Origin of the sequence: Salipiger aestuarii, from assembly GCF_003259905.1 — a bacterium.
GTDB classification, from domain to species: Bacteria; Pseudomonadota; Alphaproteobacteria; order Rhodobacterales; family Rhodobacteraceae; genus Salipiger; species Salipiger aestuarii.
This window is the reverse complement of the sequence record NZ_QLMG01000045.1, coordinates 14495-33281: the sequence shown is the minus strand read 5'-3', so window position 1 is coordinate 33281 and position 18787 is coordinate 14495. Positions and strand designations below refer to the sequence as shown.

Annotated in this window: 18 protein-coding genes; 7 read left to right on the top strand and 11 right to left on the bottom strand. The window is 66.8% G+C overall.

Annotated elements, in window-relative coordinates; translation table 11 throughout:
• Together ATI53_RS18330 and ATI53_RS18325 are read right to left on the bottom strand one after the other, a co-directional pair.
• Positions 1–219, bottom strand: a 219-nt coding sequence (locus tag ATI53_RS18330) for a helix-turn-helix domain-containing protein (RefSeq protein WP_146609958.1), incomplete at its 3' end; no start/stop codon positions are given.
• 397 nt (positions 220–616) lie between these two features.
• A complete protein-coding gene (locus ATI53_RS18325; RefSeq protein WP_111551054.1) occupies positions 617–1867 on the bottom strand; it encodes an amidohydrolase family protein in 1251 nt (416 codons plus the stop codon).
• A 361-nt stretch (positions 1868–2228) separates the two neighbouring features.
• On the opposite strand from ATI53_RS18325, the gene ATI53_RS18320 reads away from it, so the two are divergent.
• The 5 genes from ATI53_RS18320 to ATI53_RS18300 all read left to right on the top strand — a co-directional run bounded on the left by ATI53_RS18320 (position 2229) and on the right by ATI53_RS18300 (position 7720).
• A complete protein-coding gene (locus ATI53_RS18320; protein WP_111551053.1) occupies positions 2229–3719 on the top strand; it encodes a fumarate hydratase in 1491 nt (496 codons plus the stop codon).
• Positions 3720–3847: 128 nt separating this feature from the next.
• Positions 3848–5011: an acyl-CoA dehydrogenase family protein gene (locus ATI53_RS18315; RefSeq protein WP_009505742.1), complete on the top strand. Its 1164-nt coding sequence runs from the start codon at positions 3848–3850 to the stop codon at positions 5009–5011.
• Positions 5011–6117 carry a CaiB/BaiF CoA transferase family protein gene (locus ATI53_RS18310; RefSeq protein WP_111551052.1) on the top strand — a complete coding sequence of 369 codons (1107 nt, stop codon included), beginning with the start codon at positions 5011–5013 and terminating at the stop codon, positions 6115–6117. The genes ATI53_RS18315 and ATI53_RS18310 overlap by 1 nt, the downstream gene beginning before the upstream one ends.
• 2 nt (positions 6118–6119) lie before the next feature.
• On the top strand, positions 6120–6932 hold the full coding sequence (locus tag ATI53_RS18305; protein WP_223866037.1) for an HTD2 family dehydratase: 813 nt from the start codon (positions 6120–6122) through the stop codon (positions 6930–6932).
• Positions 6926–7720: an HpcH/HpaI aldolase/citrate lyase family protein gene (locus ATI53_RS18300; RefSeq protein ID WP_009505745.1), complete on the top strand. Its 795-nt coding sequence runs from the start codon at positions 6926–6928 to the stop codon at positions 7718–7720. The genes ATI53_RS18305 and ATI53_RS18300 overlap by 7 nt, the downstream gene beginning before the upstream one ends.
• Here ATI53_RS18300 and ATI53_RS18295 read toward each other — a convergent pair.
• The 9 genes from ATI53_RS18295 to ATI53_RS18255 all read right to left on the bottom strand — a co-directional run bounded on the left by ATI53_RS18295 (position 7717) and on the right by ATI53_RS18255 (position 16549).
• The gene (locus ATI53_RS18295; protein ID WP_111551050.1) at positions 7717–8466 is read right to left on the bottom strand and encodes a class I SAM-dependent methyltransferase; all 750 of its coding nucleotides are present in this window, start codon (positions 8464–8466) and stop codon (positions 7717–7719) included. The genes ATI53_RS18300 and ATI53_RS18295 overlap by 4 nt on opposite strands.
• A 29-nt stretch (positions 8467–8495) precedes the next feature.
• Positions 8496–9245, bottom strand: a complete 750-nt coding sequence (locus ATI53_RS18290; protein WP_111551049.1) for an SDR family oxidoreductase — start codon at positions 9243–9245, stop codon at positions 8496–8498.
• Between the two features lie 72 nt (positions 9246–9317).
• Positions 9318–10787, bottom strand: a complete 1470-nt coding sequence (locus tag ATI53_RS18285; RefSeq protein WP_009505748.1) for an aldehyde dehydrogenase family protein — start codon at positions 10785–10787, stop codon at positions 9318–9320.
• Positions 10784–11464 (bottom strand): ABC transporter ATP-binding protein, encoded by a 681-nt coding sequence (locus ATI53_RS18280; RefSeq protein WP_009505749.1) that lies wholly within the window; start codon positions 11462–11464, stop codon positions 10784–10786. Before ATI53_RS18280 ends, ATI53_RS18285 begins: the two co-directional genes overlap by 4 nt.
• The gene (locus ATI53_RS18275; protein WP_009505750.1) at positions 11464–12216 is read right to left on the bottom strand and encodes an ABC transporter ATP-binding protein; all 753 of its coding nucleotides are present in this window, start codon (positions 12214–12216) and stop codon (positions 11464–11466) included. The genes ATI53_RS18280 and ATI53_RS18275 overlap by 1 nt, the downstream gene beginning before the upstream one ends.
• Entirely contained in the window at positions 12213–13205 is a 993-nt protein-coding gene (locus ATI53_RS18270) for a branched-chain amino acid ABC transporter permease (RefSeq protein WP_009505751.1), read from the bottom strand. The genes ATI53_RS18275 and ATI53_RS18270 overlap by 4 nt, the downstream gene beginning before the upstream one ends.
• 9 nt (positions 13206–13214) lie before the next feature.
• A complete protein-coding gene (locus ATI53_RS18265) occupies positions 13215–14120 on the bottom strand; it encodes a branched-chain amino acid ABC transporter permease (protein WP_009505752.1) in 906 nt (301 codons plus the stop codon).
• Positions 14121–14229: 109 nt separating this feature from the next.
• Entirely contained in the window at positions 14230–15519 is a 1290-nt protein-coding gene (locus tag ATI53_RS18260; protein WP_111551048.1) for an ABC transporter substrate-binding protein, read from the bottom strand.
• Positions 15520–15541: 22 nt separating this feature from the next.
• Positions 15542–16549 carry a cyclase family protein gene (locus ATI53_RS18255; RefSeq protein WP_009505754.1) on the bottom strand — a complete coding sequence of 336 codons (1008 nt, stop codon included), beginning with the start codon at positions 16547–16549 and terminating at the stop codon, positions 15542–15544.
• Positions 16550–16733: 184 nt separating this feature from the next.
• On the opposite strand from ATI53_RS18255, the gene ATI53_RS18250 reads away from it, so the two are divergent.
• Positions 16734–17858: a zinc-binding dehydrogenase gene (locus ATI53_RS18250; RefSeq protein WP_009505755.1), complete on the top strand. Its 1125-nt coding sequence runs from the start codon at positions 16734–16736 to the stop codon at positions 17856–17858.
• Entirely contained in the window at positions 17858–18787 is a 930-nt protein-coding gene (locus ATI53_RS18245) for a LysR family transcriptional regulator (protein WP_009505756.1), read from the top strand. Before ATI53_RS18250 ends, ATI53_RS18245 begins: the two co-directional genes overlap by 1 nt.

Genomic DNA, 18787 nt, shown 5'->3' with positions numbered 1-18787 from the left:
TTCCCGCAGCCCGGGATCGATCCGGCGGGTCGACGGTCGGCCGCGTGCCTTGTGCCGGATCGAAGCGGCGCCCTCAGACTCGAACCGTTTCAGCAGCCTGTGCACCTGGCGGCGGCTCAGCCCGAGCACATTGGCCGCCGTCACTGCCGTCACTGCCGTCATGCGGCCCTGGGACACCTGACTAAGAACCTCAACCCGATCCAGCTCGCGCTCGCTCATCAAAACCCATCCCACGGTCACGCTCCAATCCTTCCTCGCCGAAAGGGAAGAGTGACACTTCTACTTTGCAGATGCGGGGCATTTTAACTTTGCGCTTACAGAGAATACACGGATAATCCGTTTTATGTGTAGCACACTGACACCCCGGCCTTGCGCCCGGTCGCGATGTCGGGCCGGCCTCCGGCGGGAGTTTATCCGGCAAGATGAAGCCGAGGCGCGGCGGCGGGCCTTGGATTGACCGACAGGCCGGGTGGTGCCGTGCGGTGTGATCCGCGCTTCGTTCAGGTGGGCCGGTCCGTGCGGCGACCAGGGATCGTTGCCGCGAACGGACCGGCCTGTTGGTCGATGGCACCGCGCCGCCCCGGCGGGCAGTCGGGTCGATCCGGCGCGGGGTCTGTCAGGACGCGGATGTTCGCGATGGGGCGGGCGGCGCCAGCAGCCGTGGCGCGGGCGCGTCAAAGGTCAGCCGGCCAGACCGCATCCCCCACAGGGGGCGGCCGATCGCGGCCACCGTGGCGGCGCGGCTTTCGCAGGGCAAGAGCACAAGATCGGCGGGCGCGCCGACAGCGATGTCCCCGGCATGCCCCAGCAGCCGGAACGGATCGTCGCTTATCATGGCAAAGCACCGGTCCAGATCGGCGGGCTGGCCCAGCTGCGCCACGTTGGCGAACAGGTTCGCCATGCGCGGCAGCGAGCAATCGCCGTAAGGCGTGAACGGGTTCAGCACGTTGTTCGTCGCAACGGTGCAGCACACCCCTGCGGCGTGGAACACATGCGCCGGGGCCACGCCGCGCGGCACCGCGTGGTCGTGGTCGCGCCCCGCGATGAACAGATCGGTCGCGGGCAGCACCGTCAGCGCGATGTCCGCGTCGCGCATCAGGGCCACGCTGTCGGCCAGTCGGTCGGGCCGCAGCATCGACAGTTTCGTCACATGGCCGACAGCGACCCGGCCCTGCATGTTGTGGGCGATGGTCTGGCGGGCGACCTCGTCAAGGTGGCGCCAGCCTGGGTCCAGGTCGAAATCCAGATGGAAATCCAGATCGACGTCGAAGTCCCGCGCCATGGCAAAGACGCGGGCGATGTGCCCGACGGGGTCGGTATCGGTATAGGGGCAGCCGCCCAGCAGATCGGCGCCTTGCGCCAGCGCGGCGCGCAGCAGCTCTTCGGTGCCGGGATGGTTCAGCAGGCCGTCTTGCGGAAAGACGCAGATCTGCAGATCCAGCGCCCATGCGTAATCGCGGCGCAATCGGCGCACCGCGTCGAAGCCGGCCAGCCCGATCACCGGGTCGATTTCCACCTGCGTGCGGATCAGCGTGGTGCCCTGCCCGATGGCCTTGTCCAGCACCCGCGCGCCGCGCGCGTGGATATCGGCGGCGGTGAAATCGCGCTTGGCGGCGCTGACCGCCTCCAGCGCACCGGTCAGGGTGCCTGCCGGGTTTCGGGCACGATCCAGAAGGCAGGCCTTGTCCAGATGCAGGTGGCTGTCGGCAAAACCCCGGATGACCAGCCCTCCGCCCGCGGTCAACTGCGGGGCGTCGGTGACCAGCCCCTGCGCGAGGCCCGCGATGCGCCCGTCCTTGATGCCGATGTCCACCGGGGTCGCCCCGTCGTGCAACCTTGCCTGCCGGATCACCAGGTCGAGGGTCATTGCGTGGACTCCGTTTGATCCGGGCGTTTGGCTGGGCGGGCGGCTGGGCGGGCGGCGGGGGCGCGGAGCGGGTCCGCCCCAGGCATACGGTCCGATCTGCCCATCATCCTGTCCCTGTCATGTTCCATCACCGGCGCGGTGCACAGTCGCATCATGGAGCCGCGTCATATTGTGTGTATCAGCCCCGCCGCCGCTTCGTCCAGCGCCCGCAGCCTCTGCGGCGGCCGCATGGTCAGCCCGCGCGACACCGGCGCGGCGGCGGGTATTGGCGCATGGCAGATCGGCGATTGGTTTCGCGTCTGGCCGCGAGGGTCGCCAAGGGCGCCGTCTTGACGCATTCTGCGGCGGAGAGGACACGCGCATGAGCATCATCAAAGGCGAAGACATCACCGAAACAATCCGGGCGGTCCTGCAATATATCGCGGTCTATCACGCGCCCGACTACCTCGGGCGTCTGGCCGAGGCCTACCGGCGCGAACAAAGCCCCGCCGCGCGGGACGCGATGGGCCAGATCCTGCAAAGCGCCCGGATGGCCGCGATCGGACATCGCCCCGTGTGTCAGGACACCGGCATGGTGACCGTGTTTGCCCGGCTGGGGCAGATGGCGACCATTTCCGGCTCGCGCACGCTTGAGGAGTGTATCAACGACGGCGTGCGCCTTGCGTATCTGGATGCGGGCAACCCGCTGCGCGCCTCGATAGTGGCCGATCCGATCTTTGCCCGGCGCAACACCCGCGACAACACCCCCGCCGTGACCCATGTGCAAAGCGTGGCCGGCGCCGGACTGGAACTGATGGTCGCGGCCAAGGGCGGCGGGTCGGAAAACAAGGCGCGCTACGCCATGCTGACCCCTGCGGCGCCAGTGGCCGACTGGGTGGTCGACACCGTTGCGGGGCTGGGGGCGGGGTGGTGCCCGCCGGGGGTGATCTCGGTCGGGGTGGGGGGCAGCGCGGAAATGGCGATGCTGCTGGCCAAGCGCGCGCTGATGGATGAAATCGACATGCACCACCTGCTGGATCGCGGGCCGCAATCGCCCGAGGAAGACCTGCGCATCGAGCTGTACCAGCGCATCAACGATCTGGGCATCGGCGCGCAGGGGCTGGGCGGGCAGACCACGGTGGTGGATGTGAAGGTGTCAAGCTACCCCACACATGCCGCGTCGAAACCCGTCGCCCTGATGCCGCAATGCGCCGCCAACCGCCACGCGAAGGTGACCCTGACGGGGGCGGGGCCGGTGTACCTTGATCCCCCCGATCTGGATCTGTGGCCGGTGATCGACGCGGCGCCGGATGCGGCGCTGCGCCGGGTCGATGTCGACACATTGACACGGGCGGATATGACCGGCTGGCGCGCCGGCGAAACCCTGCTGTTGAGCGGGCGCATCCTGACCGGGCGCGACGCCGCCCATCGCCGCATCGCCGAGATCCTGGCGCGCGGCGAGCCGCTGCCGTTTTCGCTGCAAGGCCGGGTGATCTACTATGTCGGCCCGGTCGATCCGGTCGGGGACGAGGCGGTTGGCCCCGCCGGGCCGACCACCGCCAGCCGGATGGATGGCTATACGCAGATGATGCTGGATCAGGGGCTTTTGTCGATGATCGGCAAGGCCGAACGCGGCCCCGGAACGGTGGACCGCATCGCCGCCGCCGGGGCGACCTATCTGATCGCGGTGGGGGGCGCGGCGGTGCTGGTGTCGCGCGCCATCCAGAGCGCGCGGATGGTGGCATTCGAAGACCTTGGCATGGAGGCGGTGCGCGAATTCCATATCCGCGACATGCCGGTGACGGTGGCGGTGGACGGGGCCGGGCAGTCGATCCACCGGCTTGGCCCGGCGCGGTGGCGGCGCGGTCCCTGACCGGCCATCGGGGGGCATAGACAAGCCTTATGGCCCCCATGACAAACCCGTCTTTCCCCCACCCCGCCCAAGTGCGGCAAGCTGACCGCATCACCGCCGCCGCGCGGACAGGACAACAGGAGGACGCCTTGCTTCAGCAGGCCGACGAAACATTTCAGGACATCCGCGATGCGGTGCGCGCCCTGTGCGCGCAGTTTCCCGATGAATACCACCGCAAGGTCGACGCCGACCGCGCCTATCCCGAAGATTTCGTCACCGCGCTGACCCGCGCCGGCTGGATGGCCGCGCTGATCCCCGAGGCGTACGGCGGGTCCGGCCTTGGCCTGGCCGAAGCCTGCGTCATCATGGAGGAAATCAACCGGTCGGGCGGCAACTCGGGCGCCTGCCATGGCCAGATGTACAACATGAACACCCTCGTGCGCCACGGCTCCGAAGAACAGCGCAGGCGCATCCTGCCCAGGCTCGCCTCGGGGGAATTGCGCCTGCAATCCATGGGCGTGACCGAACCCACGACCGGCACCGACACCACCCAGCTGCGCACCACCGCCGTGCGCAAGGGCGACCGCTATGTCATCAACGGCCAGAAGGTGTGGATCAGCCGGGTGCAGCATTCCGACCTGATGATCCTGCTGGCCCGCACCACGCCGCTGAGCGACGTCAAAAAGAAATCCGACGGGCTGTCAATCTTTCTGGTCGATATTGCCGAGGCGATGAAAACCGGCATGACGATACGCCCGATCCCCAACATGGTGAACCACGAAACCAACGAGCTGTTTTTCGACAACCTGGAAATTCCGGTGGAAAACCTGATCGGGGAAGAAGGCAAAGGGTTCAAATACATCCTGACGGGGCTGAACGCCGAACGCACGCTGATCGCGGCGGAATGTATCGGAGACGGGCGCTGGTTCATCGACAGGGTATCGAAATATGTCAATGAACGCATTGTGTTCGGTCGCCCCATCGGGCAGAATCAGGGCGTGCAGTTCCCCATCGCCGAAAGCCATATCGAAATCGAGGCCGCCACCCTGATGCGCGACAGGGCCTGTGCGCTGTTCGACGCCGGCCAGCCCTGCGGCGCCGAGGCAAACATGGCCAAATACCTCGCCGCCAAGGCCAGCTGGGAGGCGGCGAACGCCTGCATCCAGTTCCATGGCGGGTTCGGCTTTGCCAGCGAATACGATGTCGAACGCAAGTTCCGCGAAACCCGACTGTATCAGGTTGCGCCGATCTCGACCAACCTGATCCTGTCCTATGTCGCCGAGCATGTGCTTGGCCTGCCCCGGAGCTTTTGATGCGCCCTCTCGAAGGTTTGCGGGTCGTTGCCGTCGAACAGGCGGTCGCGGCCCCCTTCGCCACCTGCCGCCTGGCCGATGCCGGCGCCGAGGTGATCAAGATCGAACGCCCCGAGGGCGATTTCGCCCGCGGCTACGATGCCGTCGCGGCGGGGCAGTCAAGCTATTTCGTCTGGCTCAATCGCGGCAAGACCTCGGTTGCGCTGGATCTGCGCAGCGATGAGGGCAAGGCGGAACTCGCGCGGCTGCTGGGCGATGCCGACGTGCTGGTGCAGAACCTCAAGAACGGCGCGCTGGGGCGGCTGGGATTCGGGCCGGAAAGGCTGGCGCGCGATTATCCCCGGCTGATCGCCTGTTCCATCACCGGCTACGGCGATGACGGGCCGATGGCGGATCGCAAGGCCTATGACCTGCTGATCCAGGCGGAATCCGGGCTGTGTTCGATCACCGGCGGCCCCGGCGAACCGGCGCGGGTCGGCATGTCGATCGTCGATGTGGCGACCGGGGCCACCGCCCATGCCGCCATTCTCGAGGCGCTGCTGGCGCGCGGCATCACCGGCAAGGGCGCGGCGATCAGCATTTCCATGTTCGACGTGATGGCGGACTGGCTGACCGTGCCGCTGCTCAACCACGAAGGCGGCAACACCCCGGCCCGCGTCGGCATGGCGCACCCGTCGATTTCGCCCTACAGTGCCTTTGAAACGCAGGACGGCCAGCTTGTGCTGATCTCGATCCAGAGCGACCGGGAATGGCGTATGTTGTGCGATCATTTCCTTGGTCAGCCCGATCTGGGCCGCGATCCGCGCTTTGCCAGCAATGTGGCGCGGGTGGCCAACCGCGCCGACACCGACCGCATCGTCGCCGAGGCCTTTGCCCGCATGACCCGCGATCAGGCCATCAGTGCGCTGGAACGGGCCGATGTGGCGATGGCGTCGGTCAATGACATGGCCGGGCTGTCGGCGCATCCGCATCTGCGCCGGATCACCGTCGACACACCCAACGGACCGGTGTCGTGCCCGGCGCCCGCGCCGCGCGTGACGGGCGCGCGCCGCAGCTATGGCCCGGTGCCCGCCTTGCCCCGTGCCCACGCCCTGACAGGAAAATGACCATGGACATCGACACCCTGCGCGGCTGGATCGGCCGCAGCGAAACCGCAACCGAAGACCTGACCCCGGCGCTGATCGCGCGCTATGGCGCGACGCTGGGGCAGCCGGACACCGCGGCGCCGCTGTTGATCCATCTGTGCCTGACGCAACCGGCGGTGCCGGCGGCCGAGCTTGGCCCGGACGGGCACCCGGCACGGGGCGGGTTCCTGCCGCCGGTGCCTCTGCCCCGGCGCATGTGGGCGGGCGGGCAGTTCGATTTCCACCGCCCGCTGCGCGTCGGCGGTCGGGTTACGCGGCAGTCGACCATCCGCGACGTGGTGCTGAAACAGGGCCGCAGCGGGGCGCTGTGCTTTGTCACCGTCGATCATCTGATTTCCGACCCCGACGGGCTGGCCATCACCGAACGCCAGGACATCGTGTACCGGGGGGCGGCGGGCGACGGCCCTGCGTCCGCCCCCGCGCCCGCCGAGCCGGGCGCGCATCACAAGTCCATCGCCGCCGATCCGCCGCTGCTGTTCCGCTATTCCGCGCTGACCTTCAACGGCCACCGCATTCATTACGATCGCAGCTATGCCACCGATGTCGAAGGCTACCCCGGCCTGATCGTTCACGGCCCGCTGCAGGCGACGCTTCTGGTGCATTACGCCGCCGATCTGCGGGGCGCGCCCCCGGCGCGGTTTCGCTTTCGCAGCCTGTCGCCGCTGTTTGACACCGCCGATATGGTGCTGAACGCCCGCGACACGGCCGAGGGGATGGAGCTGTGGACGATGCGCCCTGGCGGACCCGTTGCCATGCAGGCCTCGGCCTCATGGTAGACCTGACCGCCCTGCGCGCGCCGCTGTTCGTGCCCGCCAACCGCCCCGACCGCTTTGCCAAGGCCGCGGCCAGCGGGGCCTGCGCGGTGATCCTTGATCTGGAAGACGCGGTCGATCCCGGCGCCAAGGAGGCCGCGCGCGCCGCGCTGAGCTGCGATTTCACCGAACTGCCGGTGATCGTGCGGATCAACCCCGCCGGAACACCCTGGCACGATGCCGATCTGGATGCGGTCACAGCGCTCCGCTGCGCCGCGGTCATGCTGCCCAAGGCCGAAGACCCGGCCCGGATCGCCACCATCGCCGCGCGCACGGGTCACGCCATTCTGGCGTTGATCGAAACCGCGCGGGGGCTGTCCCGCGCGCGGGATATCGCCGCCCAGCGGGCGGTGACGCGGCTGGCCTTTGGCTCCATCGACTTTTGCGCCGATCTGGGATGCGACCACGACCGCGACACCCTGCGCTCGGTGCGGCTGGAACTGGTGCTGGCCGCGCGGCTGGCGGGCCTGGCGGCGCCGCTTGACGGGGTGACCACCGATCTGACGGATCTGGCCATCACCGAAGACGACACCCGCCACGCCCGCAGCCTTGGCATGACGGGCAAGCTGTGCATCCACCCGCGTCAGGTGGCCCCGGTGCGCCGCGGCTTCGCGCCGACCGGCGCCGAACTGGACTGGGCCGCCCGGGTGCTGGCCTCGGGCGATGGGGCGGTGGCGGTGGACGGTGCCATGGTCGATGCGCCAGTGCGCCAGCGCGCGCGGATGATCCTGGCGCAGCGCGACGGCAGCTAGGGCGCGGCGTTGCGCAACACGCGCACCATATGGGGCTGGGTCAACACATAGGGGGCATCGCTGGCCGCCCTGTGGGCACATCGCAGGAAATCGCGCGTCACCGCGTCCGGATCGGCATCTATGGCGCGCCGCCGCGCCGGATCCGCCGCGCAAAGATAGGTCAGGAACGCCTCGACCGAGGCGAACCGGCTCACGCGGTCGAACCGGCTGTCCTGCACCACCTCGCAAGGCTGCGCCGCCGCGAACGCTTCGAGCGCGTCAAGCGCCTGTGCCCGCACCGCCGTTTCGTCATCGACCCGGCGCATGGCGTCAAAGAAACTGCCCGCGGCCAGGGGTTCGACGACCACCAGTACGCCATCCGGACGCAGCAGGCGCATGGCCTCTTGCAAACCCGCGCCCATGATCGCCGCGGGAATGTGGTGCAGCGAATTCATGAAGATCGCCGCGCCGTAGCTGCCGGTGCGGCCGGGGATGGCGTCTGCCCCCGCCAGCAGAAATTCGGCCCCCGGCGCGCGCGCGCGCGCGAAGTTCAGCGCCTCTTGCGACGGATCGACGCCGGTCACCGCATAGCCCCGCCGCACCAGCGCCGCCGCCAGATCGCCGCGCCCGCAGCCGATGTCGATCACCCGGCGCACCTCTTCGCGGGCCAGGATGTCCAGGATCGTGGCGGTGCCGATGCTGGCTTCGGGCGCGCTGCCCTGCCCGGTCGCCTGATGGGTTGCATCCAGAATTTCGCGGGTCGGCATGGCGATGTTGCTCCTGCTGGCGGGAGGGATCAGACGGTGCGGCCCCCATCGACCTCAAGGATCACCCCGGTGATGAAATCCGCGTCATCCGATCCCAGATACAGCGCCGCATTGGCGACATCGCGCGGTTCGGACAGCCGGCCCATGGGGATGGTCGCGAGGAATTTCTGGCGGTTTTCCGGCGTGTCGGGCGCACCCATGAACTGTTCCAGCAGGCCGGTCACGCCCATCACCGGCGCGATGCCGCAGACGCGGATATTGTCGGGGGCCAGTTCCACCGCAAGCGATTTGGTCATGATGTTGACCGCGCCCTTGGACGAATTGTACCAGGTGAGGCCGGGGCGTGGACGGATGCCAGCGACAGAGCCGATGTTCAGCATCACGCCGCTGCCCTGCGCGCGCCACAGCGGCACGCAGACCTTGGTCATGTGAAAGATCGACAGCACGTTGATGTCATAGATCTTGCGGAACGTCGCTTCGTCCGTGTCCATCAGCGGGCGGTTGGGGTTGGTCCATCCGGCGTTGTTGACCACGATATCAAGGCTGCCGAAGGCGTCGGTGGTCTGGGCCACGGCGGCGGCGACATCGTCGGTCTGTGACACGTCGCAGGCGATGGCAATGGCGTTTTCGCCAAGCTCGGCGGCGACCGCGCGCGCGCCTTCGGCGTTCAGATCGACCACCGCCACTTTGGCGCCTTCGCGGATATAGGTTTCAGCGATGCCCTTGCCAAAGCCGGATGCGGCGCCGGTGATAAGAGTCGTCTTGCCTTGCAATCGCATGTCGTGTCTCCGTTGCATGTTTTTGGGCCCGAACCCTGGGGCGCCGAGGCAAACCCGGTCGGTCAGGGTCGGTCAGCCGTGGTTGTTCACGACCGTCTTGATGTGGGAAAACTCCAGCAGCGCGGCAAAGCCCTTTTCCCGCCCGTGGCCGGATTTCCGGATGCCGCCAAACGGCAGTTCCACGCCGCCCCCCGCGCCGTATCCGTTGATGAACACCTGCCCGCAGCGCAGGGCCTTGGCCACGCGCTGCTGGCGCGCGCCGTCGCGGGTCCAGATGGCGGCGACAAGTCCGTAGTCGGTGCCGTTGGCGATGGCGATCGCCTCGGCTTCGGTATCGAAGGGGATCATCGCCAGCACCGGGCCGAACACTTCTTCCTGGGCGATACGGGCCTCGGGGGCGCAGGGGCCAAAGATCGCCGGGGCGACATAGAACCCGCCCTTTGGCGCGTCATCCGCGATGCCGCCGCGCGCGATCAGCGGCGCGTCGGCAGAGTCGATATAGCCCTCGACCCGGCGTTTCTGCTTTTCAGAGATCAGCGGGCCAAGCACCGCCGATTCATCGGATGCGCTGGCCTCGATGCCCTCGAACGCGGTCTTGAGCCTTGCCACCACCCCGTCCCACAGACTGCGATGCACAAGCGCGCGGGTGCCCGCCGAACAGGTCTGCCCGCCGTTCTGGATCAGCGCCTTGACGACCACCGGGATCGCCGCGTCGAGATCGGCGTCCTCGAACAGGATCTGCGGCGACTTGCCGCCCAGTTCCAGCGTACAGCCGATGAAATTGCGCGCCGCCGCGGTCTGGATCATCACGCCCACCTCGGGCGAGCCGGTAAACGAGATGAAGTCGATGCCGCGATGTTCGCTCAGCGCCTTGCCCGCCACGTCGCCGCGCCCGGTGACGATGTTGAGCGCGCCGGGGGGAAAGCCCGCCTGCACCGACAATTCGCCAATGCGCAGGGCCGTCAGGCAGGCGTCTTCGGCGGGTTTGAGCACGGTGGCATTGCCCATCGCCAGCGCCGGCGCGACCGACCGGCCGAACATCTGCGCGGGGTAGTTCCACGGGATGATGTGACCGGTGACGCCGTGGGGTTCGCGCTGCACCTCGACGTTGTAGCCGGGCTGAAAGGGGATGATCTCGCCATGCACCTTGTCGGCGGCGCCGCCGTAGAATTCGAAATAGCGCGCGGTGACCTGCATGTCGGCGCGGGCCTGCACGATGGGCTTGCCGTTGTCGGCGGTTTCAAGCTGCGCCAGGTTCTCGGCGTGTTCCAGGATCAGCGCCGACAGCTTCAGCATCAGGCGGCCGCGTTCGGCAGCGGAAAGGCGGCTCCAGTCGCCGCCATCGAACGCGGCGCGCGCGGCGGTCACGGCGGCGTCCACATCATCGGCGCCGCTGTCGGCGATGGTGGTAAAGGGCAGCCCGTCGAGCGGCGACAGCACGTCCATTTCCGCCCCCGAGGCCGCGGGCAGATGGGCATTGCCGATCAGGTTCAGCGGTTGCGGCAGCACAAGGCTGCGCGCGCTTACGGGGAAATCTTTCATGCGGTTTTCCTTTCGGGGTCCAGGGACCCTTCGGCAATCTCGCCGCGCTCGATGACCAGGGTACGGCTGGCGAAGCCGCGCAGCAGCGAGGGGTTGGATTCGGTGATGATGAGCGTGATGCTGCGGTCGCTGTCGCGCAGGGCGCGCAGCGCGTCGGCATAGCGCAGCGCCAGGGCCGGTGCGAGACCCTGGAACGGCTCGTCCAGCATCACCAGCTTCGTGCCCAGCATCAGCGCGCGCGCCAGGGCGACCATCTTGCCCTGCCCGCCCGAAACATTGCCCGCCGGGCGGCCCGCCATTTCGCGCAGTTCGGGCAGGATGTCATACACCTTGTCCAGCCGCCGCCGGGTTTCCGCCGCGCCCAGCCGGGCGGCATCGGCGGGCAGCAGGATGTTCTCCTCGACCGTGAAGGCCGAGAACAGCCGCCGGTCTTCGGGCGAATAGCCGATGCCAAGGCCGGGGCGGCGCGGCGGTTTCACCGGGCCAAGCGGCTTGCCGTCGAACAGGATCTCGCCGCGCAGCCGGGTGAACCCCATGATGGTGCGCAACAGCGTGGTCTTGCCCGCGCCATTGCGCCCGATCAGCGCCAGCGTGTCCGCCGGCGCGACGCGGAAATTCAGATCGCGCAGGATCTCGATGATGCCGATCGACGCGGTCACATTGCGAAATTCCAGCATCAGGCCACCTCTTCGCCGATGACGTCGCGGATGACGTCGGGATGTTCCAGGATCTCGTCCGGGGTGCCGCGCAATTGCACGTTGCCCGCGTTCCAGACCGCCACCTCGTCGGCGTGGCGGGCGACGATGCCCATGTCGTGTTCGACAAACACCGATGTCACGCCCGCCTCGGCCAGCGCGCCCACCAGAATCTCCATCACCTCGTGTTTTTGCGATGACGCCACGCCGGATGTCGGTTCATCCATCAGCAGCAAGCGCGGTTTCAGCGCCAGCGCCACCGCGATGTCGATCAGCTTGCGCTGGCCTTCGGACAGTTCGACCACCACGCGGTCGGCCACGTCGGCGCAATGCACCAGATCCAGCAGGTGCATCATCTCGTCCCGCTGCGCGATGTTGTGCAGGTTTTGCAGCGGGTTGCGCAGGCCTTCGCGGGCGGCGGCGGAAATCAGCAGGTTTTCCAGCGCCGTATGTTCGGTGAACAGCTGCGGGATCTGAAAGGCGCGGGCCACGCCGCGCCGGACGATCTTGCGCGGGGGCAGCGGTGTGATGTCGTGTCCTTCCAGCAGGACCTTGCCCTTTTGCGGTTTCAGCCAGCCGGTGCAGATGTTCAGAAAGGTGGTCTTGCCCGCGCCATTCGGCCCGATGATGGCAAGGTTCTGCCCCGCCCAGATCTGCATCGACACGTTGTTGGCCGCAGTCACCCCGCCGAACTTGATGAGCAGGTCGCGGGTTTCCATAAGCGGAGCGGTCATTGGCGTGTCCCTTTGCGATGAATGAGACTGTCGGCGATGCCCATGATGCCCCCCGGCGCGAACAGGATGATCACCAGCAAGAAACCGCCCAGCAGCAACTGCCAGATGTCCCCGGCATAGGCCGACGCATAGATTCGCACGATTTCATAGACCAGCGCGCCGATAAACGCGCCGCGCACCGATCCCGCGCCGCCCAGAACCGCGATGAACACCATTTCCGCCGAGCGTACCCACCAGACGTATTCCGGCGTCACCACGCCTTGGGTCATCGCCATCAGCGATCCCCCGACCCCGCACAGCCCCGCCGACAGCATGTAGCCCGACAGCAGCACCCGCCGGGGCGACAGGCCAAGGTATTCCAGCCGGGTCTCGTTGGTCTTGATGGTCTGGAAAACCTGCCCCACCGGCGAGACGAACCAGCGCAGCGTGAACCAGCCAAGACCCACCATCAGCGCGATCGACAGGTAAAAGATCACCAGCTCGAACCCGCCGCGCTCCATTTCCAGGCCCAGCACGGTGGGGCGCGTCAGCCGGATGCCATCGGCCCCGCCGGTGATGTGATAGAACTTTTCCAGGATCGACCAGAAGATCATCGAAAACGCCAGATTCAGCATTCCAAAGAAAATCCCGCGGTAACGCACCACGAACAGCCCCACCAACAGCCCCGCGACCAGCGCCCCCAGCACGCCGCAGGCCAGCACAAGCATCATGTCGGCGCCCGGCATCGACGCCACCAGAAACGCGCCCACATAGGCCGAAATCCCGAAAAACAGCGCGTGGCCGAACGACACCTGCCCCGCCCGCAACAGCACCGTCACCCCAAGGACCGCGATGCCCTTGGCCAGCGCCAGGTTGATAAGCAGCTGCATGGTCGGCGCAATCAGCGGCACGGCGACCAGCAGCAGCACCCCTGCCAGCGTCAGCAGTGTCCGCGCCGATGGCCTTCGCGACGCGCGGGAAGATGTGGAATTTTGTGAAATATCGGTCATGTCCCGTCCTTAGATCTTACGGGCGACGGGGCTGCCGAACAGCCCCTCGGGCCGGACCAGAAGCACCAGCACCATGATGAGATAGGGCACCAGCACCGCGACCTCGGGCCAGACATAGACGGCAAAGGACCGCCCCAGCCCGATCATCAGCGCGGCCACGGCGGCGCCGCCGATCTGGCCAAGACCAGCGGTGGCGACCACGGCAAAGGACAGCACGATCATGTCCGCCCCCATGCCCGGCAGGATGGATGTGGTGGGCGAGGCCAGCGCCCCCCCAAGCCCGGCCAGCACCGCGCCCACCGTAAAGGTGAACAGGAACACCCGTTCGGCGTCGATGCCGATGGATTGCGCGGCCTCTCGGTCCTCGGTGGTGGCCAGGATCAGCTTGCCGATCACCGTGTGACGCAGGAAGAACCGCAGCCCCAGCAGCAGCCCGATGGCGACCATGGGCAGCAGGATCAACTGATAAACGGTATAGGTCACGCCAAACACCGTGACATTGCCAAGCGCCTGCAGGGCGCTTGCCTGAAAATACGGCTGGGTGCCCCAGACCAGGCGCTGCACGTCTTCAAGGATCATGAACACCGCAAAGGTAACGAGCAGTTGCAGCACCTCGGGCTTGTCATAGATCCGCCGCAGCAGCAGCCATTCGATCGGCCCGCCCAGCAAAACCCCCACCAGCACCGCCGACACCAGCATCAGCGGAAAGGCGAACACCGGCGCAAAGCCGAGCGCCAGGAAAAACCCGGTCAGCGACACCGTGGCATAGGCTCCGATGGCATAAAGCGAGCCATGCGCGATGTTCAGAATCCGCATCACCCCGAAGATCAGCGTCAGCCCCAGCGCGACGATGAACACCAGCGCCGCATAGGAAATCCCGTCAAACAGCGCGAGCAGGAAGATGGTCAGGTTCATGAGATGGCCTTTTCAGGTCGGACGTTTCCGGGATCGGACATGCGGACCGGGCGGACCGGGCGGCGGGGCGGACCGGCGCGCGGTCCGCCCCCTTGTCGGTTTCCCCGGGTCAGTTCTCGTAGGTTTCGACCGACAGGCTGTCGACAAAGCCCGCGTCCAGCGTGCGGATCCAGGCGGTGGATTCCTCGCCCACCGGGGGCAGCAGGCCTTCGCCGTCAAAGATCATGATGTTTTCCAGCGTCGCGAACGGGTATTCGCCGGTCTGCACGCTGGTGCCCATCAGCTGGCTTTCCACGCCCTGATGATCCTCGCGCAGATGCAGCTTGCGGCCGAGGCCCTGAAATTCCAGCCCGTCCAGCGCCGCCAGCAGCTGCTCTTCGCTGGGCCAGTCGACATCGTTGTCGGCGATGGCCTTTTCATAGGCGGCGGTCAGCGCGGCAAAGGCCTGGCTGGCGTGGAACACGGAATACACCGGAATCCCGCCGGTGGCTTCCTTGTATTGCGCCATGAAGCTGGTGAAATCCTCGTCCTCGCGGCGTTCGGGATGCAGGAAGTAATGATCCCCCCGCGCGCCGATGATATGACCGGCGGGCAGCGCGTTGCCCAGCCGCTCAAGCGAGCTTTCGGCCAGGGGCAGAACGAAGGTCGAGGTGTTCATCAACCCGCGCTGGAACGCCTGTTGCACGAACGTATCCAGATCGCCCCCCCAGGAGGTCGACAGCACCACATCGGGGCGCAGAGCCTGAAGCCGCGAGATTTCGGTGGAAAAGTCGGGCGAGCCGAACTTGGGAAAGAATTCGCCCACCACCTCGACATCGGGTTTCATCACCTCCAGCGCGGTGTGGAAGATCTCCCAGCTGTCGCGGCCCCAGGCGTAATCCTGGTTAACCACCGCGATGGTTTCGAAATCGGGGTGGGTTTTCAACAGGTAAGCCACCGCAGCCAGCATTTCGGATGTGGCGTTGCCCTGCGGGCGGAAGACATATTCGTAATCCGCCTCTTCAAAAATCCGCTGGGTGCCGCAATCCCACATCAGGTTGGGCACCTTGAGATCCTCGGCCAGCGGCGCCAGCGTCTGGCAGTTGCCCGACGAGATCGCAGCCAGCATCACCTCGGCGCCGCCGCTGTCGGCCATGCGGCGAAATTCCGAGGTCAGCGCCTCGGCGCCCGCGCCTTCGTCGATATAGGTCACTTCGATCGGCACGCCGTTGATGCCACCCTCGGCGTTGCGGTTTTCGACAAAGATATCCATCGCATCGCGTGCGGGCACCCCGAACACCGACGCGGAGCCGGTCAGGAACGTGGTCATGCCGATTTTCAGCGTTTCCGGCTTGTCGGCGGCCCACGCGGCCATCGGCAGCGCCATGCACAGCGCCGAGCTTGTCAGCAGGTTTTTCATGTCAGTCTCTTCCCTCGTTATATCAGCGGATCGCGATCGGATTGATGATCATCTGCACCGCGCCCTTGATGCGCGCCTGTCCCAGCACGAACAGGAACTCGTGCACCCCATCGTCGGCCAGCGCCCGCGTATCCATGTTTTCAAGGATATAAATGCCGTGTTCCGGTTGCAGGATCTGATGCACGCGGAAGGCGTCGCCTTCGGTTTCCGCGGGAACCACCTCCATGCCCCAGGTGTCTGCGCCCACCGCCATCACGCCCAGCTCGGTCAGGTATTCGGCACCGCTGACGCCGACACCTGGCTCTTGCGCACCGAATCGCTCCGGGTCAGGCGCATCGCCATCCAGCAGATCCATCCAGTTGGAATTGAACAGCACCACGTCGCCCTCGCGCAGCTCGACCCCCTGCGCCTCGGCGGCGCCGCGAATGTCTTCTTCGGTATAGGGGGTGCCCTCCTGGACCATGTCGACGCCGTAATAAGCCGCCATGTCCAGCATCACGCCGCGCCCGACAAGGCCCGGCAGCTTGTCCAGCCCCAGTTCGGTCAGCCCCGACGCGGGCGCGAAATCGTCATAGTGCCGCCCGCCGTAATAAACGTGATCCACGCCCGCATGGCCCAGCCCGTCGATCTGCGGGCCGATGCCAAGCCAGCCCATGAAAATATCGTCATTATAAGTAAATTTGTTCGCACCAAGGCCGGAATTTCCGTTCTGGCTGGGTTGCAGAATGGTCACCGACAGGCTGCGCGGCGGAAACGCGGGGGTGTCGGACCCCACGATCATGCCAAGGCTGTAGACCTTGCCTTCGGTCACAAGCTCGGCCGCCAGCTTGACCCGGTCGGGGGTCATGTGGTTGGCGGCGCCCAGTTCATCGTTGGCGCCCCACTGGGATTCTGCCCAGTCTGGTTCGGCGCTGTCCGGCTTGGCGCTGTCCTGCGCGGATGCCGCCCCCAAAGACAGCGCGAACACCGCCGCCCCCAGCGTCGCGGCACAGGCACGGGCGGCCCAGTTGTCATGTAAGTAAGTCCTCATCGCTTCCTCCCAGAGCTCGAGTGATGGGCAAGCCTAGGGGCAGAGCGCCGCCAGCCGCCAATATTCAGGTGCAATTCCAGCCATAGGTTTGTGATATACCCCCAAGGAAAGGTGTTTCGGGCGCCGCCCGATGCCTTAGCCTGCACGCCACAGACACCGCTTTTGCCTTTGGGAGGAGACCGTGATGAAGATTGAAGCAGCCGTGCTGACGCGCGGAGGAATAGAGCGCGATTTCGAAGCCGCCGCCGCGCTGACCGTGCGCGAGGTATCGCTGGACGCGCCCGGCCCCGGCGAAGTGTTGATCCGCGTCGCCGCCGCCGGGGTGTGCCATTCCGACCTGTCGGTCATCAACGGCACCCGCCCGCGCCCGGTGCCCATGGTGCTGGGCCACGAGGCGTCGGGATTTGTGGAACAGGTCGGCGACGGCATCGACGATCTGGCCCCCGGCGACCACGTCGTGTGCATCTTTGCCCCCGGCTGCGGCACCTGCCTGCCCTGCGCCGAAGGCCGCCCCGCCCTGTGCACCCGCGCCGCCAAACACCACGGCGTCGGAGAGTTGATGACCGGCCACCGCCGCCTGTCGATGGATGGCGCGCCGGTGCATCACCACGTTGGCGTTTCGGCCTTTGCCAGCCATGCGGTGCTGGCGCGCCAGTCGCTGGTCAAGGTCGACGCCGACGTCCCGCCCCATATTTCGGCCTTGTTCAGTTGCGCCATGCTGACCGGGGCGGGCGCGGTGTTCAACACGGCGCGGGTGATGCCGGGCTCCAAGGTCGCGGTGATCGGGCTTGGCGGGGTCGGGCTGTCGGCGATCCTGGGGGCGGCGGCGGCCGGCGCGGGCGAAATCATCGCCATCGACCCGTTCGAGACCAAGATGGAAACCGCCATGAGCATGGGCGCCACCCGCACGATCAAGGCCGATGGCGACACCGTCGATGCGGTGCGCGAAGCCACGGGCGGCGGCGTCGATTTCGCGATCGAGCTGGCCGGTTCCACTCGCGCGCTGGAAACCGCCTGGGGCTGCACCTGCCGGGGCGGCACCACCGTCACCGCCGGCCTGCCCCATCCGGACGCGCGCATGTCGCTGAACGCGCTGCAACTGGTGGCCGAGGAACGCAGCCTCCGGGGCAGCTATATCGGGTCCTGCGTGCCCCAGCGCGACCTGCCGCGGATGTTCTCGCTATACACCCAGGGCAAGCTGCCGGTGGAAAAGATGCTGACCCACCGCCTGAAACTGGCCGACATCAACCGCGCCATGGATCAGCTGGACCAGGGCACCGCCATCCGCCAGGTGATCGAGTTCGGCTGATGATCGACATCCGCCAGCTGCGGTACTTTCTGGCCATTGCCGACGCGCCGTCGATTTCCGCGGCGGCGCAGACCATCGGCGTGGCGCAACCGTCGCTGTCCCAGCATGTCCAGCGCATGGAGGAAGAGCTGGGCGTCAAGCTGATGGACCGCTCGCCGCGCGGCACCCTGCTGACGCAAGAGGGTCATGTGTTCGTCGAACACGCCCGGCGGATCTGCGACAGTCTGGATCGCTGCGTGGCCGACATGCGCGAGCTTGGCGGCGTTGTGCGCGGTCGCGTCGGGTTCGGCATGCCGCCGTCCTGTTCGATGGTGATGTCGGTGCCGCTGGCCGAAACCGTCCGGCTGGAACTGCCCGAGGTACGCCTGCGCGCCGCCGAAGCCATGAGCGGTTACCTGAAAACCTGGATCGAAGATGGCACCGTGGATATCGGCTTTCTCTACGATCTGACCGATGTGGGGCAGTTGCGGGGCACGCATGTGATGGACGAAGAGCTGTTCTTTTATTCCGCCCCCGACGCCTGGCCGCTGGATACGCCTCCGGGTGCGCCGGTGCCGCTGGCGGACCTGCAACCGCTCGACATGATCCTGACCTCGAACGGGCTGCGCAACACCATCGAGAGCTACTGCGGCAAGCATGGCATCAAGCTGAAGGTCGTGGTCGAAATGGACGCGATGACGCAGATCAAGGAGCTGGTGGCGCGCGGGTCCGGCTACACCATCTTTGCCCCCGTTGCCGCGCAGGATTATGTGCGCCGGGGCGAACTGTTGCGCGCGCCCATCGTGGCCCCCAAGATGATGCGCCCCGTCTACCTTGTGACCAACCCCGCGCGCGTGGCCACGCGGGCCTGCCGCGCGGTCGAACAGCTGACGCTGGACGTCGCGCGCGAACTGGTGAAGCGCGGCATCTGGGAGGCCTCGCTGGTCTAG

Bases quoted from the DNA above. Each gene is read 5' to 3' on its own strand.
- ATI53_RS18260 (WP_111551048.1), bottom strand. From the start codon at position 15,519: ATGAAAAACCTGCTGACAAGCTCGGCGCTGTGCATGGCGCTGCCGATG.
- ATI53_RS18250 (WP_009505755.1), top strand. From the start codon at position 16,734: ATGAAGATTGAAGCAGCCGTGCTGACGCGCGGAGGAATAGAGCGCGAT.
- ATI53_RS18310 (WP_111551052.1), top strand. From the start codon at position 5,011: ATGCGCCCTCTCGAAGGTTTGCGGGTCGTTGCCGTCGAACAGGCGGTC.
- ATI53_RS18275 (WP_009505750.1), bottom strand. From the start codon at position 12,216: ATGACCGCTCCGCTTATGGAAACCCGCGACCTGCTCATCAAGTTCGGC.
- ATI53_RS18255 (WP_009505754.1), bottom strand. From the start codon at position 16,549: ATGAGGACTTACTTACATGACAACTGGGCCGCCCGTGCCTGTGCCGCG.
- ATI53_RS18320 (WP_111551053.1), top strand. From the start codon at position 2,229: ATGAGCATCATCAAAGGCGAAGACATCACCGAAACAATCCGGGCGGTC.
- ATI53_RS18300 (WP_009505745.1), top strand. From the start codon at position 6,926: ATGGTAGACCTGACCGCCCTGCGCGCGCCGCTGTTCGTGCCCGCCAAC.
- ATI53_RS18265 (WP_009505752.1), bottom strand. From the start codon at position 14,120: ATGAACCTGACCATCTTCCTGCTCGCGCTGTTTGACGGGATTTCCTAT.
- ATI53_RS18245 (WP_009505756.1), top strand. From the start codon at position 17,858: ATGATCGACATCCGCCAGCTGCGGTACTTTCTGGCCATTGCCGACGCG.
- ATI53_RS18280 (WP_009505749.1), bottom strand. From the start codon at position 11,464: ATGCTGGAATTTCGCAATGTGACCGCGTCGATCGGCATCATCGAGATC.
- ATI53_RS18270 (WP_009505751.1), bottom strand. From the start codon at position 13,205: ATGACCGATATTTCACAAAATTCCACATCTTCCCGCGCGTCGCGAAGG.
- ATI53_RS18285 (WP_009505748.1), bottom strand. From the start codon at position 10,787: ATGAAAGATTTCCCCGTAAGCGCGCGCAGCCTTGTGCTGCCGCAACCG.
- ATI53_RS18305 (WP_223866037.1), top strand. From the start codon at position 6,120: ATGGACATCGACACCCTGCGCGGCTGGATCGGCCGCAGCGAAACCGCA.
- ATI53_RS18290 (WP_111551049.1), bottom strand. From the start codon at position 9,245: ATGCGATTGCAAGGCAAGACGACTCTTATCACCGGCGCCGCATCCGGC.
- ATI53_RS18325 (WP_111551054.1), bottom strand. From the start codon at position 1,867: ATGACCCTCGACCTGGTGATCCGGCAGGCAAGGTTGCACGACGGGGCG.
- ATI53_RS18295 (WP_111551050.1), bottom strand. From the start codon at position 8,466: ATGCCGACCCGCGAAATTCTGGATGCAACCCATCAGGCGACCGGGCAG.